We start from the raw sequence: 15,135 nt of genomic DNA, 5'->3' as shown, positions 1-15,135 counted from the left end.
GAGTCAGCCGCATGAGATTCGTTCCCCGGTCAGGGGCCGCGCGGGCGCGTCTACGCCGCGGTGTGGTCGCGGTGACGGCGCTTGCCGCGCTTGCCTGCGGTGCGGTGGTGGCGGCCGCCCCGCAGGCCAGTGCCGCGGCGGGTTGCCAGGTGACCTACACGGTCACCAGCCAGTGGTCCGGCGGGTTCGGGGCCAACATCGACATCAAGAACCTCGGCGACCCGATATCGAACTGGACGCTGAAGTTCTCCTTCGCCGCCGGGCAGACGATCAGCCAGCTGTGGAACGGCACGGTCAGCCAGTCCGGCGCCGACGTCACGGTCACCAACGCCTCCTTCAACGGCGGTCTGGGCACCGGCGCGACGGCCCAGGTGGGCTTCAACGGCACCTGGAACAACGCCACCAACCCCGCACCGGCGGCGTTCACCCTCAACGGGGTCACCTGCACCGGCTCGGTGACCACCACCCCCACCGCCAGCCCGTCTGCGAGCCCGACCCGCAGCCCCAGCCCGAGTTCCAGTCCGAGTTCCAGCCCGAGTGGTTCTCCCGCCACACGTGACGGGTGGTCCACCATCCAGGCCGAAAGCTACGACAGCTCGGGCGGCTCGCTGCAGGTGTGCAACGGCGTGCTGTGCTACGTCGGAGCCGGCGCCTGGACCCAGTACAACAACGTGGACCTGCACTCGGGCACCACCACGGTCCAGATGAGCGTGGCCAACGGCGGCGGCAACACCGCGATCCAGGTATGGACCGGCGGCGTCAACACCGCCACCCTGACCGTCGGCGGCACCGGCGGCTGGGACACCTACCAGACCAAATCACTCACCCTGCCGGCGCAAAACGGCGTCAAGGACGTCAAACTCGTCTTCGTCAACGGCAACGTCAACCTCGACTGGCTCACCTTCACCGCCACGACGACCACACCCTCCCCATCACCCAGCCCCACCACCAGCCCAAGCCCAAGCCCGACGCCGACCATCCCGCCGCCCGGCGGGGATCTGAAGCCGAGGGTGATCGTGATGACCGACATCACGTCGGCGAACTGGGAACCGGACGACATGGAGTCGTTCATCCACCTGCTGTCCAGCGCCGACATGTTCGAGATCGAGGGCCTCATCTCGACCACCGGGTGGAGCCTGGACGGCAGCAGCCCCCTGCAGACCTACCACCTCAACGAGGTCATCGACGCCTACGAGCGTGATCTTCCCAAGCTGATGAAGCGCAGCGGGCAGACGGGGTTCATGGCCGACGAGAGCCGGCAGCCGATCGGCTACTGGCCCAGCCCGGCGTATCTACGCAGCCTCGTCAAGGAGGGACAGCCCGACCGCGGCATGGACGCCGTGGGAGACGGCAAGTCCTCGCCGGGCAGCCAGCACGTGATCAAGGTTGTGGACGATTCGGATCCGCGGCCGGTGTGGGTCACCTTCTGGGGGGGAGGCAACACCCTGGCGCAGGCGATCTGGGACGTCCGCAAGACGCGGTCGGCGGACCAGCTCAACCAGTTCCTGTCCAAGATCCGTGTGCATGCCATCACCGACCAGGACCGCGGCTACAACGGAGAGGGTTACGCGAACAGCGCCCAGTTCTGGATGCGCAAGAACTTCAAGAACCTCTTCTACATCTGGTCGGAATCCGCATGGGGGGAGTACGGCTCGAAGATCAAGAGTACGTACTGGTCGCAGTACACCTCCAAGATCCAGGGTCACGGCGCGCTCGGCGGCATGTATCCCACTTGGAAGTACATCGTCGAAGGCGACACGCCGAGCTGGCTGTACCTGTGGCCGGGCCTGAACGACCCGCAGGACCCGAGCCAGGCGAGCTTCGGCGGCCGGTTCGTCTACGGCACCGGTCCTGACGGCCAGACCCAGGCCTACCTCGACAACTCCGGCGACGCGGCAAACAAGAGCCGGGCCGCGGTCGACGGTCACCTACAGGACACCGTCAACGACTTCATCTCGCGCATCGGCTGGGCGACCAACGGCACCGGCAACAGGAACCCGCGCCTGGTCGTCAACGGTAACTCGGGGTACGCGCCCGTCGTGGTCAACGTCGGCGCGGGCGCCACTGTCCCGGTCAGCGCCGCGGGCTCCGGCGACCCCGACGGCAACAGCATCAGCTACGGCTGGTCGCAGGACACCGGCGCGGGCTATGCCGGCGCGGTGAGCATCAGTGGGGCCACCTCCCAGACGGCCACCGTTCAGGTGCCTTCTGCCGCAGCCGGCAAGGACATCCACATCGTCCTGCGCGCGGCCGACAACGGCAGCCCTTCTCTGGCCTCCTACCGCCGAGTCGTTCTCCACGTCAACTGAACAACCTGCACGAGCGGAGGCGGCCGCCGGTCCGGCTGGCGGCCGCCGACCCTCGATCCAGCCGGCCCCCAGCCGACGTCGAGAGCACGCATGGGGACGGCAACCGGACTGACCACCGTGCCCGCGAAGTGCCAGAAGCCGCGCCGCCCTGCCGATGAGAAGGAGTTGGCCGCATGGCAGCCATCCCCACTGACAATTCGATGCGTCCGATCACCCGCCGGGCTCGCGTGGCCCGCTTGGCCGCCGCCTCGGCGGCGATCCCCCTCGCCGCGTCGGCGTTGGCCGTCGCGGTCCCGGCCCAGGCCGCGACCGGTTGCGCGGTGACCTACACCATCAGCGACTGGCAGGGCGGGTTCACCGCCACCGTCACGATCCAGAACCTGGGCGGCGCGATCAACGGCTGGACCCTCGGGTTCGCCTTCCCCGCCAGCGGCCAGAAAGTGACCAACGGCTGGTCGGCCACCTACCGGCAGAGCGGGCAGGACGTCACGGCCACGAACGTGGACTACAACGCGGCCATCGCCACCGGCGGTTCGGTGTCCATCGGCTTCAACGGCACCTGGTCGGGCTCCAACCCCAAGCCGGTCTCGTTCAGCCTGAACGGCGTCACCTGCACCGGCTCCACCTCCACCCCGAGCAGCGGTCCCACATCCACCCCGACGGCGACGCCCACCTCCTCGCCCACGCCCACGGTCACCCCTACGTCCGGTGACTGTGACAACAGACTGGTGGGCTGGGCGAGCGTCGCGGGAAACGGTGTCAGCACGACGACGGGCGGCGGCAACGCGACTCCGCAGACCATCACCACGCCGGCGGACCTGAGAAAGTACGCCGCGGACCCCACGCCGCGGGTCCTGAAGATCTCCGGGACGATCAGCACCGGTTCCGCTCCCGTGGAAATCGTCAGCGACAAGACGCTGATCGGCGCCGGCAAGAACGCCACCATCCGTGGTGGCATCGACATCGCAGCCGGCAACGGCAACATCATCGTCCGCAACCTGAACATCCAGGGAGCCGGGCAGGGTGGCAGCCCGGCCGACACGGTCGCCGCGCGAGGCGCACATCACCTCTGGTTCGATCACCTGAACGTCTGGGACGCCGGCGACGGGCTCATGGACCTCACCAAGGGCTCCGACTACATGACGGTGTCCTGGGTGAAGTTCTGGTACACCGATCCCGGTCACACGCACCGATTCGCCAGCCTGGTCAGCGCCGGCGCCGACCACGACTCCACCGACCTGGGCAAGGAGAACGCCACCTATCACCACAACTGGTTCGCCAACCTGGTCGACCAGCGCATGCCGCGCATGCTCTTCGGCAAGGGCCACGTCTTCAACAGCTACTACACGGCCAGTGGGAACACCTACGCCGTCGGCGTGGGCGCGCTCGCCTCGGTCCTGATCGAGAGCAACTACTTCAAGGACGTGAAGAACCCGCACCAGTTCATGTACGACCGTCCGTCGTACATCACCGCCCGCGGCAACGCCTACGACAACACCACCGGTAAGAGGGACACCGGAGCCGGGGGCGTCGGTGGTGGCGTCACCCCCTTCACCAACCCGCCCTACAGCTACACCCTGGACAACGCCCAGGACGTGCCCGCCATCGTCACCCGCTGCGCCGGGCCGCGGTAGGCGCTCGGCAGCCGATCCCGACGACCGCCTGGAGGAGGCGCCGCCCGGCCGCGGTTTTCGCAGCCGGCCCGCCGCCCGCCACCGGCCTCTGACCACAACCTCACACCCCGCCGGAGCCCGGGGCCGGCACGGCCCCCTCGACGGCGAACACCACCCCCACCACTGAGGAGCATTCGATGCGTCCGATCATCCGCCGGGCCCGCGTGGCCCGCCTGGCCGCCGCGACAGCGGCCGTCCCTCTCGCCGCGGCCGCGTTCGCTGTGGCGGCCCCGGCCCAGGCCGCGACCGGATGTGCGGTCACGTACACCACCAGCGACTGGCAGGGCGGGTTCACCGCCAACATCACGATCCAGAACCTGGGCAGCGCGATCAACGGCTGGACCCTCACCTGGACCTTCCCCGACTCCGGACAGAAGGTGGGCGACGGCTGGTCGGCCATCTACAGCCAGAGCGGGCAGAACGTCACCGCCAAGAACGTCGACTACAACGCCGCCATCGCCACCGGGGCGTCCGTGGGCATCGGCTTCAACGGCACCTGGACGAGCGCCAACCCCAAGCCGACGACCTTCAAGCTGAACGGCGTCACCTGCACCGGCTCCACCACCACCTCGACCCCCACCGCCACCCCGACCAAGACCCCGACGTCCACCCCCACGGCCACGCCCACCAAGAGCCCGACGTCCTCGCCCACCGCGACGCCCACGACCACACCGACGAACGGTGCCATCTACGTGTCGCCGAACGGCAGCTCCGGCGCGGCCGGAACGAAGTCGAACCCGACGACGCTCGAATCGGCACTCACGCGCGTCGCCGCCGGTGGGACGATCTACATGCTCGGCGGGACGTACAGGTACTCGGAGACGATCACTGTCCAGGTGAGCAACAGCGGCACCTCGGGTGCCCGCAAGACCCTGTCGGCCTACCCCGGCGAGACCCCGATCCTGGACTTCTCGGCCGAGGCCGTGGGTCAGCGCGGCCTCATCCTCAACGGGTCGTACTGGCACGTGTACGGCATCGTCGTTCAGAAGGCCGGTGACAACGGGATCTACATGGGCGGCAGCAACAACATCATCGAGCGCGTGGTCACGCGTCAGAACGCCGACACCGGTCTCCAGCTCGGCCGGAGCGGGTCCAGCAACTCCAACTGGCCGTCCAACAATCTCATCGTGAGCTCCGAGTCGTACGACAACGTCGACCCCAGCGGTGAGAACGCCGACGGCTTCGCCGCCAAGCTCACCTCCGGCACCGGCAACGTCTTCCGCTACGACGTGGCCCACAACAACATCGACGACGGCTGGGACCTCTACACCAAGGCGGCGACGGGAGCCATCGGCCCGGTCACCATCGAGAACTCCCTGTCCTACGGCAACGGCACCCTCACCGACGGCACCCAGAACACCAACGGCGACCGCAACGGTTTCAAGCTCGGCGGGGAGAACATCGCCGTCAACCACACCATCCGGGGCAACATCGCCTACCAGAACGGCGCGACCGGGTTCACCTACAACAAGAACCCCGGCTCGATGACGGTGTCGGACAACGTCAGCATCGACAACAAGAACCGCAACTTCTACTGGGGCGCCGGCAGTTCGACGTTCCGCGACAACACCTCCTGCCGCTTCACCAGCAGCAGCCCCAACGACTCGATCGTCGGCAACGCCGACAGCTCCAACCAGTTCTGGACCGGCTCGAACGGGTCCCGGTGCTCCTCCTACCGGGGCGCCATGCATTGGTCCTTCGCCTCGGACGGCCACCTCGTCGTCAACTTCGGCTAGACCGGCCGGCGGCACTCCGGTGACACATAGCGATCTTCCTGCTTGAGATCGCACGGAGACGGCCACCACGTGACGACCTTCGTCGATCGCGTGGTGGCCGTGGCCAGTCCCGGTCGCGGCACCCCCATGGCTTGACGCGGCTTGCCGGCATGCCGGATGCTGGGGTTTATTCGGCACTGAATTTTTATTTAAGGAGGCCTCGGCGTGGCTTACACAGCGGGTATCTGGGTGTTCGGTCAGATCCTGGACCGGTACGCGACCGACGGCTACGGACCGACGGTCAGCACGATCGACGCGATCGAGGCAGCGGGCAGCACGGGTCGCCTATCGGGGGTGGACCTGAACTATCCGTGGTCCTCGCCGGACATCACCGACCACGACGTGCAGGGGGCGCTGGACAAGCACGGCCTGCACGCCCGCACGATCACGCCGGTGATCTATGGCCGGAGCTTCGCCCGCGGGTCGTTCACGCATCCCGATGCCAAGGTGCGCGCCGAGGCCATCGATCTGGCGCACGAGTCGGTGGAGGTGGCCAGGCGGCTTGGCGCCGACTATGTGAAGTTCTGGCCGGGTCAGGACGGCTACGACTACCCCTTCCAGGTGGACTACGCACAGCTGCGGCGCTGGAGCCTGGAGGGCATCGGCAGTGTGGCGGCCGCTCATCCCGACGTCCGGTTCGGCATCGAGTACAAGCTGAAGGAGCCGCGCACCCGGCTGTTCTGGAGCACGGCGGCGGCCAGCCTGCTGGCGATCGAGGACATGCGCGTCGACAACGTGGGCCTGGTGATCGACTTCGGGCACTCGTTGTTCGCGAAGGAGAACCCGGCCGAGGCGCTGACGCTCGCGCACGCACGTGGCCGGCTTGTCGATGTCGAGCTGTGCGACAACTACCGCGAGTGGGACGACGACCTGACCGTCGGGGCGCTGCATGTCATCGAGACGGTCGAATTCCTGCACACCGTCGAGCAGCTGGGCTGGGACGCACCCCTCAAGCTCGACCTGTTCCCGTACCGCGAAGACCCGGTCGTGGCGGTGAGGGACAGCCTGGACGCCATCGACCTGCTGCGCGAGCGGGCCCGGCGGTTGCCGGCGGAGGAGCTGGCGGAGGCGCGGGCGAGCCATGACGCCCTGGCCGCCCAGCGCATCGTGCGGCGTGCGCTGTTCGGGTGAGGACCGGGAAAGATCGAGCTTGAGGGGCGAGCGTCGTCAGGGTGCAGGTGACCGTGCTCGCGCCTCAGCCGGTGGGTTCTCCCTTGCGGACGCAAGGGTTTGTCCGGGACCGTGCCGCCGAGAGGCGGGCGGGATGCTCCCAGGTCACCCCGCCAGGGCGTGATGGCCTTCCCGGCCGATGCGATCTGGATCGCACGGCCGGGAAGAGGCCGCGTCGAAGCACTACTGGCCGTCGGGCTCCTCGGCGAGGCGGCGTGCCACGCCGAGGTCGGTGACCAGGACGTCGATCCAGCCGCCGCGCAGCGCCGCACGGATCGAGGTGTACTTGCGGGTGCCGCCCGCGATCGCGACCCGGCGCGGTATCGATCGCAGTGTCTCGGCGTCGATGCCCAGCACCCGGTCGTCCAGCGCGGACTTGACGAGCTCGCCCTTCTCGTCGAAGAAGCGCAGACAGATGTCGCCGACCGCGCCGAGCTTGCGCAACGCCTCCTGCTCGGCGTCGGCGATCGCGTTGCCGCTCTCCACGAGGAGCGGTGAGGGCTCGAGACTGCCCACCCCGGCGAGCACCATCGTCAGGCTGTCGTACGTGGCGAGGACGTCGCTGATGTGCGGATCGGCCATCAGCGCCTCGCGCGCCGCGGGCGACGCGGCCAGTCCGGGAGCCGGAAGGAAGACCGCCTCGGCGCCGGTGAGAACGGCCAGCCGGTCGGCTATGCGAGTGGCGTAGACCTGCGACGTGCTGTTGCCGACACCGCCGATGATCTGGACGACCCGGTCGGCGACCGGAGTGGGCCGAGGGCGCATGGCGTCGACGGTGGCCAGCAGCGTCGAACTCCAGGAGGAGATGCCGATGCGGTCGCCGCCGGTGAGCGTGGTCTCCAGGTAAACGGCGGCGGCCGCGCCGATGGCCTGCAGGGTGGACTGCTCGCTCGGCGAGGGGTGGCCGGGGTCGGCCACCACCACGTCCCGCAGGCCGAAGCGGCGCTCGATCTGCTCCTCCAGCTCGGCGTGCACGCCGGCCGGGGTCACCACCGTCGTGCGGACGATGCCCAGCTCGACGGCCTGCTTCAGCAGGCGGGACACCCGGGGTTGGGAGATGTGCAGCTGCTCGGCGATCTGCGGCTGACGCATGCCGTGTTCGTGATACAAGCGGGCGACCTTGGTCAGCAGTCGTAGCTGACCGGGCGCCAGACCACCGATGACGGGCTCTCGCAGGTTGCTGCGTTCGCTGGGCACGGGACTCCTTTGGCGACCGGGGGTGGGGACCCCTCACGCCCTCATCGTAGCTGAATTTCCATTCACTGTTGACTGCGCTTCGACGTGACGCCAAGATGAGCCTGAGAATCAATTCACTACTGAATAGGTATTCGATGCTCCAAGTGGACAGGGAACAGGTCAAGCGGTGGCGGGCATTGCGACGCCTCGTCGAGACCTCGGATCCCCAGGCTCAGGCCCAGGCGCTGCACGCGGCGTCGGACAGCTCGCGTGCGGCCGTCCTCCGGACGATCCGTACGGCCGGCATGGGCCACGTGGGCGGCGATCTGTCCGTGCTCGACATCCTGACCTGCCTGTACGCGGCGGTGCTGCGGGTCGACCCCGAGTGGCCCGACTGGCCGGACCGGGATCGGTTCATCCTGAGCAAGGGCCACTGCGCCGCCGCTCTGTACACCACGCTCGCGCACAGCGGGTTCTTCCCGCCGTCGGCGCTTGGAACGTTCATGGCGCCGCTCTCGCCGCTGAACGGGCACCCGGACCGCACCAAGGTGCCGGGTGTGGAGACCAACACCGGCCCGCTCGGCCATGGCTTGCCGGTCGGTGTGGGCGCGGCCATCGCCGGGCGTCTCGCCGGATCGTCCCGGCGGGTGTACGTCGTGCTCGGCGACGGCGAATTGCAGGAGGGCAGCAACTGGGAGGCGGCGATGGCCGCCGGGCACCGGGGGCTGGACAATCTCATCGCCGTGGTGGACCGTAACCGGCTACAGCAGGGTGCGCGTACGGAGGCGACCAACCGGCTGGAACCGCTGGCGGACAAGTGGCGCAGCTTCGGCTGGCAGGTGAGCGAGGTGGACGGTCATGATCACCTGGCGCTGCTGCCGGCCCTGGCGCCCGAGTCCACCGGGCGGCCGACGTGTGTCATCGCGAACACGGTGAAGGGCAAGGGCGTCTCTTTCATGGAAGACCGAGTGGAGTGGCACCACAAGGTGCCCTCGCCGCAGCAGACCGAAGCCGCACTCCTGGAACTGGCTCAGTGAGCGGCGCCGTGACCACAGGAGAGACCTTCGACTGCCGTGTCGCCTTCGCCGACGAGCTGCGCGCGCTGGCGCGCGACGACGAGCGGATCGTGGCCGTCTGCAACGACTCCGTCGGCTCCAGCAATCTCGGGGGGTTCGCCGAGGAGTTTCCCGATCGCCTGATCAACGTCGGCATCGCCGAACAGGACATGGTGGGCGTCGCGGCCGGTCTGGCCGGAGGCGGCTACGTGCCGTTCGTCTGCGGCGCCTCGCCGTTCCTGACCGGACGGGCGCTGGAGCAGATCAAGGCGGACCTCGCCTACAGCAACGCCCACGTCGTGCTGTGCGGGATGAGCCCCGGCATGGCCTACGGCCCGCTGGGGCCGACCCACCACTCGATCGAAGACCTCGCCTGGCTGAGGGCCATCGCCGGCATGACCATCGTGGTTCCCGCCGATCCGGTGCAGACCCGCGGGGCGGTGCGGTGGGCCCTCGACCACGCGGGTCCGGTCTTCCTGCGTGTCGGCCGCTTCAAGGTGCCCCAGGTGATACCGGACGGGGAGCCGTTCCAGATCGGCCGCGCCGGCACGCTCGTGGAGGGCGACGACGTCACGATCGTGGCCGCCGGCACGCTCGTTTCGCGTGCCGTCGAGGCGGCCGGCCGGCTGCGCGCCTCCGGCATCCGCGCCCGCGTGCTGAACATGGCGACCATCAAGCCGCTGGACGAGGCGGCCGTCCTCGCCGCGGCCACGCAGACGCGCGGGATCGTCACGGCCGAAGAGGCGACCGTCTACGGCGGGCTGGGCGGAGCGGTCGCGGAGTTCGTGGTCCAGCACGCACCGGTGCCGATGAGGCTGCTGGGTGTGCCGGGGGTGTTCGCGCCCACCGGCGAGACGGACTTCCTCCTCGAGCACTTCGGCCTGACCGCGGAGGGCATCGCCGCCGCCGCGCGGGATCTCGCGGGTCACCACCGTGGGTGACCCGCTGATCCTCGCGATCGACCAGGGCACGAGTGCCACCAAGTGCCTGCTCGTGGATGCCGCCGGACATGTCGTGGCTCGTGCCTCGGCCCCCGTGGGCATCGAGTACCCGCACCCCGGCTGGGTCCAGCAGTCCCCGATGGACATCTGGGCGAGCGTGCGCGACGGCGTCGCCCGGTGCCTGGCCGGTCATGACCCGGCCGCCGTCGCCGCCGTCGGGATCAGCAACCAACGCGAGTCCCTGATGCTGTGGGAGCGCGCCACGGGGCTCCCGGTGGGGCCGATGCTCGGCTGGCAGGACCAGCGGACCGTCGACGCGTGCCGGCGGGTGCGGGCGAGCGGTGCCGGCGAACTGGTGCGCGACATCAGCGGGCTGCCGCTCGATCCGATGTTCAGCGCGCTCAAGGCCCGGTGGCTGCTGGACCACTACGACCCGGACCGGCGGCGGTCCGGGCGCGGTGAGCTGTGCCTGGGCACCGTCGACTCCTGGCTGATCTGGCAGCTGACCGGTTCGCACCGCATCGAGATGGGCAACGCCGCGCGCACCCAGCTGCTCGACGTCCGCCGGCGGGCCTGGAGCGACCAGCTGCTGGACCTGTTCGGCGTGCCGCCCGAGGTGCTGCCCACCCTGACACGGTCGGACGGGCCCTTCGGCGAGGTCCGGAACCTGCCCGGGCTGCCGCCGTCGGTACCGCTGGCCGGTGTGCTGGGGGATTCGCACGCGGCCCTCCTGGCGCACGGCGCCGTCACCTCCGGGCTGGTCAAGGCGACGTACGGGACCGGGGCCTCGGTGATGGGGCTCGTCGACGGCCTCGACGAGGTCCCGCAGGGGATGTGCCTGACCATCGCGTGGGACGACGGCGCGGCCGCGTATGCGGTGGAGGGCAACATCCGGGCCGCCGGCGCCGTGCTGGCGTGGCTGGCGACGCTGCTGCGGACGACGCCGGACGACCTGGTCGTCATGGCGGAGGGCGCGAGCAGCGCGGGCGTGGACATCGTGCCGGCCTTCGGCGGGCTCGCCGCTCCCTGGTGGGACGAGCACGCCACGGCCACCATCAGCGGGCTCGCCCTGGGCGCCACTCCGGAGCAGCTCGCCCGCGCCGCCATCGAGTCGATCGCCCTGCAGGTCAACGACGTGGTGGACGCCGTGACCCGAGGCGTGGGCCCGGTGCGCTGCCTGCTCGCCGACGGCGGCGGCAGTGCCAACGGCACGCTGATGCAACTGCAGGCCGACCTCAGCCGGACGCCGGTGCGGCGGGCGCGGACCGCGGACCTCTCGGCGCTGGGGGCGGCCCACCTGGCCGGCCGTACGTCGGGTGTCTGGAACGACGACGACCTGCGCGAACTGCCCAGGGAGCGCGACGTCTTCACACCGTGCCCCGACGGCGCCGGGCCCGCGGCACGGGTCGCCTCCTGGCACGCGGCGGTGGCCAGGGCCCGTCTGCGCCTGCCGGACGAGACCACCGGCTGACCAGCGCCGTTACCTCGATTTAACGACCAGGTCACGACGTCTTCGCGTGGTTGACCTGGCGGCAACACAGAGCGACACTATACGCATCTTCAATCGTAAGTGAATGGAAATTCAATGGTCGGTCCGGACAGTCGAGACAAGCGGCGTGACGGCATACCCCGGTGGTCGGCGCTCGGGCTGGTGGCCGCACTCGTCGTCACCGTGGCCGTGGCCGGCTGCGCCCGGGTGCCAGGCGTCTATGTGGTCGAGAAGCCGGGCTCCCGTGCGGCCGCCCAGGACGGCGCCTTCGACGCCACGGCGTACGCGGCCGGCATCTGGTCGGCGAAGGTCGTGCCGACCGTGCTCGCCAAGGCCGTCGAGGCGGAGACGGTTCTCAAGGCCGTCAAGGCGGACCCCGCCGAGGCCGGAAAGAAGTACGGGCGGCAGACCGGCACGGGAAGCCCGTACGCCGTCATGATCAAGGGTGCCGGGAAGGTGCTGTCGGTGGCGAAGTCCACCGGCGCGGGTCAGCTCCAGGTGGACCTGAACCCGCCCGACGGAAAGGCCGACCTGAACATCGCGATCGGCCCGGTCTTCCTCGGCACCGCCCTGCGCGACGCGGTCGGGTTCATCGACTTCGGTCAGTTCACCAACCAGGTCGACTACGCCGGCGCGGCGACCGCGCTCAACAGCGAGGTACGCCAGAAGGTCGTGGCTCCCGTCGACCTCGGCACCGCGGAGGGCAGAACGGTCACCTTCGCCGGCGCCTTCCAGCTGCTGGACCCGAAGAACATCGTGGTGACACCTGCGCAGCTGGAGATCTCGTGACGACCCCGGACGACCGGCCCATCCTGGTGGCGCGGGACATCAGCAAGTCCTACGGCGGCGTACGCGCACTGCGGAACGTGACGTTCACCGCCTACGAGGGCAAGGTGAACGTGCTGGTGGGGGAGAACGGCGCGGGCAAGTCGACCCTCATGAAGATCCTGGCCGGGGCGGAGGCGCCGACCTCCGGCACGATCCTGCTCGACGGCGAGGAGGTCTCCTTCAGGTCCCCGCGCGACGCGATGAGCCATGGCATCGGCATCATCCACCAGGAGCTGAGCCTCTTCCCCAACCTGAGCATCGCGGAGAACATCTTCGCCGGCAGGGAGCCGCGTGGGGCGCTTCGCATGGTCGACTTCGCGGCGGAAAGGGCACAGGCCGCCGCGGTCCTGGCCCGCCTCGGCCTGCGCGTGGACCCCGCCACGCCGGTCGGCGCGCTGCCGATCGGCCAGCAGCAACTGGTCGAGATCGGGCGCGTGCTCGCCGAGGACGTCCGCGTCCTCATCATGGACGAGCCGACGTCCGCGCTGAGCAACCAGGAGGTCGACACCCTCTTCGAAGTGATGGACGATCTGAGGCGGGACGGCGTGACCGTCATCTACATCTCGCATCGTCTCGAAGAGTTCCGCCGGATCGGCGACCACGTCACGGTGCTGCGTGACGGGGGACTGGTCGCGCACGCGCCGATGACCGAGACCGACACCGGCTGGATCGTGCGGCAGATGGTGGGGCGCGGTCAGGAAGGGCTGTTCGCGCACAACAGCGCCGAGGTCGGCGAGGCGCTGCTGTCGGTAACCGGCCTGACCGCGCCTGGCCCGGCCGGGCCCGTCCTCGACTCCGTCTCCCTCGAGGTGCGTCAGGGGGAGGTCGTCGGGGTGTACGGGCTGATGGGCGCCGGGCGTACGGAGCTCATGGAATGCCTGATGGGCTCCCGCCGGGCCGGCGCGGGCGAGATCCGGGTACGCGGCCGGTTGTGCGCCGAGGCGAACGTGCCCGCTCGTCTCGCCGCGGGGCTGGCGCTCGTACCCGAGGATCGCCAGCGCGAAGGTCTGGTGCAGACGCTGTCGGTGAAGGACAACGTCCTGCTGTCCAGCCTGACCGCCCTCAGCCGGCGCTGGTTGCTCTCGCCCCGGCGGGAGAAGTCCTGTGCCCGCGAGCAGGTGGCGGACCTGCGTATCAAGACACCGGCCCTGGACGCCGAGGTCACCGCGCTGAGCGGAGGAAACCAGCAGAAGGTGGTGCTGGCGCGCGCGCTGCTCACCGAGCCGACCGTGCTGCTGCTGGACGAGCCGACCCGCGGTGTCGACGTCGGTGCCAAGGCCGAGATCTCACGGGTCATCAGCGATCTCGCCGGGCGAGGGCTGGGCGTCCTGTTCGCCTCATCGGAACTCGCCGAGGTGATGGCCATGGCCGACCGCATCCTGGTCATGGCCAAGGGGCGGATCACGGGCGAATTCGAGGCGGGCCGGGTCAGTGAAAAGGAACTCGTCGCGGCATCCGCGTCGGAGAAGGCACTCGGAGGGCAAGCGTGACCGCCACCGTCAAGGGTGAGACGACACCCACGTCGACATCGGCCGAGCCGCGGGACGCGTCGCGGTGGTCACCGCGGGCCGTGCTGCTTCTGCTGCTGCGCGGGCGCACCGCCATCGTCCTGGTGCTACTGATCGTCATCTTCAACGCACTGTCCCCGCACTATCTCAGCCAGAGCAACCTCACGCTGATGACCAAGCACGTGTCCATCAACGCGATCCTGGCCATCGGCGTCACGTTCGTCATCCTCACCGGCGGGATCGACCTGTCGGTCGGCTCGATCGCGGGACTGGCCGGCATGATCGTCGGCGGTCTGCTGTACGAGGGACTGCGGCTGCCGGGAAACACCGTCTACTTCTCGGCCGTGATGGTCATCCTCATCGGCATCCTGGTCGGCACCGGCGTGGGCGCGGTCAACGGTCTGCTCATCACCCGGCTACGCGTGGCACCGTTCATCGCCACCCTCGGCATGCTCTACGTCGCGCGTGGCTTCGCCGACCTGCGCAGCAACGGCGGCACCTTTCCCGATCTGGCCGGGCGCCCGTCACGCGGCAACACCGGCTTCTCGATCATCGGCGTGGACAGCTGGCTCGGCCTTCCCGTGGCAGTGTGGATCATGGTGGTGGTCGCGGCCGCGGCCGTTCTCGTCACCAACCGCACTGCCTTCGGCCGGCGCGTCTACGCCGTGGGCGGCAATGAGCGCGCGGCCGTCCTCGCCGGCATACGGACCAGCCGGATCAAGGCCGCGACGTACATGATCTCCGGTGCCTGTGCCGCGCTCGCCGGACTGCTTCTCACCTCCGAACTCGGCGCGGCGTACCCCGACACCGCGACGACCTACGAACTCAACGCGATCGCCGCGGCCGTACTCGGCGGCACCTCACTGTTCGGTGGCAGGGGCACCATCGTGGGCACCGTCATGGGCGCCTTCGTCATCGGATTCCTCAGCGACGGCCTCGTGCTCGTCGGGGTCTCGGCCTTCTGGCAGCTCGTCGTGAAGGGAAGCGTCATCGTCCTGGCTGTTGTGATGGAACAGGCACAACAGCGCGTCCAGGCCCGGATGGCCTCGCGATAACCCGCCCGGGCAGGGCACTCACCAGTTCCATCTCCCAGACGTCGGCCGACAGCCGGCCATACGAGGCTGCGCGGATTCGGCCGCGAAACCGAATATCCATCCGAAGGGAAGTCGACGGGATGACACCTCTATCAGCACCACCACGCCGCGCGGTGG

At 69.3% G+C, this 15,135-nt stretch carries 11 protein-coding genes; 10 read left to right on the top strand and 1 reads right to left on the bottom strand.

The window, feature by feature from the left end; all coding sequences use genetic code 11:
• The first annotated feature begins 11 nt into the window (after positions 1 to 11).
• From HHX35_RS41035 to HHX35_RS41020, 4 genes are all read left to right on the top strand, one after another.
• Positions 12 to 2,309: a nucleoside hydrolase-like domain-containing protein gene (locus HHX35_RS41035; protein ID WP_182903993.1), complete on the top strand. Its 2,298-nt coding sequence runs from the start codon at positions 12 to 14 to the stop codon at positions 2,307 to 2,309.
• A 173-nt stretch (positions 2,310 to 2,482) separates the two neighbouring features.
• Positions 2,483 to 3,943, top strand: a complete 1,461-nt coding sequence (locus HHX35_RS41030; RefSeq protein WP_182903992.1) for a cellulose binding domain-containing protein — start codon at positions 2,483 to 2,485, stop codon at positions 3,941 to 3,943.
• A 176-nt stretch (positions 3,944 to 4,119) separates the two neighbouring features.
• On the top strand, positions 4,120 to 5,718 hold the full coding sequence (locus HHX35_RS41025) for a cellulose-binding domain-containing protein (protein ID WP_182903991.1): 1,599 nt from the start codon (positions 4,120 to 4,122) through the stop codon (positions 5,716 to 5,718).
• Between the two features lie 204 nt (positions 5,719 to 5,922).
• The gene (locus tag HHX35_RS41020; RefSeq protein WP_182903990.1) at positions 5,923 to 6,888 is read left to right on the top strand and encodes a TIM barrel protein; all 966 of its coding nucleotides are present in this window, start codon (positions 5,923 to 5,925) and stop codon (positions 6,886 to 6,888) included.
• Positions 6,889 to 7,110: 222 nt separating this feature from the next.
• On the opposite strand, the gene HHX35_RS41015 is transcribed toward HHX35_RS41020, so the two are convergent.
• Positions 7,111 to 8,124, bottom strand: a complete 1,014-nt coding sequence (locus tag HHX35_RS41015; RefSeq protein ID WP_310739648.1) for a sugar-binding transcriptional regulator — start codon at positions 8,122 to 8,124, stop codon at positions 7,111 to 7,113.
• Positions 8,125 to 8,267: 143 nt separating this feature from the next.
• Between HHX35_RS41015 and HHX35_RS41010 the strand changes: the two genes are divergently transcribed.
• From HHX35_RS41010 to HHX35_RS40985, 6 genes are all read left to right on the top strand, one after another.
• Positions 8,268 to 9,140: a transketolase gene (locus HHX35_RS41010; protein ID WP_220506490.1), complete on the top strand. Its 873-nt coding sequence runs from the start codon at positions 8,268 to 8,270 to the stop codon at positions 9,138 to 9,140.
• Positions 9,141 to 9,148: 8 nt separating this feature from the next.
• Positions 9,149 to 10,099, top strand: coding sequence for a transketolase family protein (locus HHX35_RS45000; protein WP_220506489.1), 951 nt, complete (start codon positions 9,149 to 9,151; stop codon positions 10,097 to 10,099).
• Positions 10,092 to 11,570: an FGGY family carbohydrate kinase gene (locus HHX35_RS41000; protein ID WP_182903987.1), complete on the top strand. Its 1,479-nt coding sequence runs from the start codon at positions 10,092 to 10,094 to the stop codon at positions 11,568 to 11,570. The genes HHX35_RS45000 and HHX35_RS41000 overlap by 8 nt, the downstream gene beginning before the upstream one ends.
• Before the next feature lie 114 nt (positions 11,571 to 11,684).
• Complete coding sequence (locus tag HHX35_RS40995; protein WP_182903986.1) at positions 11,685 to 12,377, top strand: DUF2291 domain-containing protein; 693 nt, start codon at positions 11,685 to 11,687, stop codon at positions 12,375 to 12,377.
• The gene (locus tag HHX35_RS40990; protein WP_220506488.1) at positions 12,374 to 13,906 is read left to right on the top strand and encodes a sugar ABC transporter ATP-binding protein; all 1,533 of its coding nucleotides are present in this window, start codon (positions 12,374 to 12,376) and stop codon (positions 13,904 to 13,906) included. The genes HHX35_RS40995 and HHX35_RS40990 overlap by 4 nt, the downstream gene beginning before the upstream one ends.
• Positions 13,903 to 14,979 carry an ABC transporter permease gene (locus HHX35_RS40985; RefSeq protein WP_182903985.1) on the top strand — a complete coding sequence of 359 codons (1,077 nt, stop codon included), beginning with the start codon at positions 13,903 to 13,905 and terminating at the stop codon, positions 14,977 to 14,979. Before HHX35_RS40990 ends, HHX35_RS40985 begins: the two co-directional genes overlap by 4 nt.
• Positions 14,980 to 15,135 lie beyond the last annotated feature (156 nt).

Origin of the sequence: Microbispora sp. H10830 (genome assembly GCF_014161375.1) — a bacterium.
Lineage (GTDB): Bacteria > Actinomycetota > Actinomycetes > Streptosporangiales > Streptosporangiaceae > Microbispora > Microbispora catharanthi.
Note: the sequence above shows the minus strand (reverse complement) of the source record. Positions and strands in the feature narration are given on the sequence as shown.

What these genes read in the sequence shown, in the direction of transcription:
- HHX35_RS41035 (WP_182903993.1), top strand. Translation starts at nt 12, where the DNA reads ATGAGATTCGTTCCCCGGTCAGGGGCCGCGCGGGCGCGTCTACGCCGC.
- HHX35_RS41030 (WP_182903992.1), top strand. Translation starts at nt 2,483, where the DNA reads ATGGCAGCCATCCCCACTGACAATTCGATGCGTCCGATCACCCGCCGG.
- HHX35_RS41025 (WP_182903991.1), top strand. Translation starts at nt 4,120, where the DNA reads ATGCGTCCGATCATCCGCCGGGCCCGCGTGGCCCGCCTGGCCGCCGCG.
- HHX35_RS40995 (WP_182903986.1), top strand. Translation starts at nt 11,685, where the DNA reads ATGGTCGGTCCGGACAGTCGAGACAAGCGGCGTGACGGCATACCCCGG.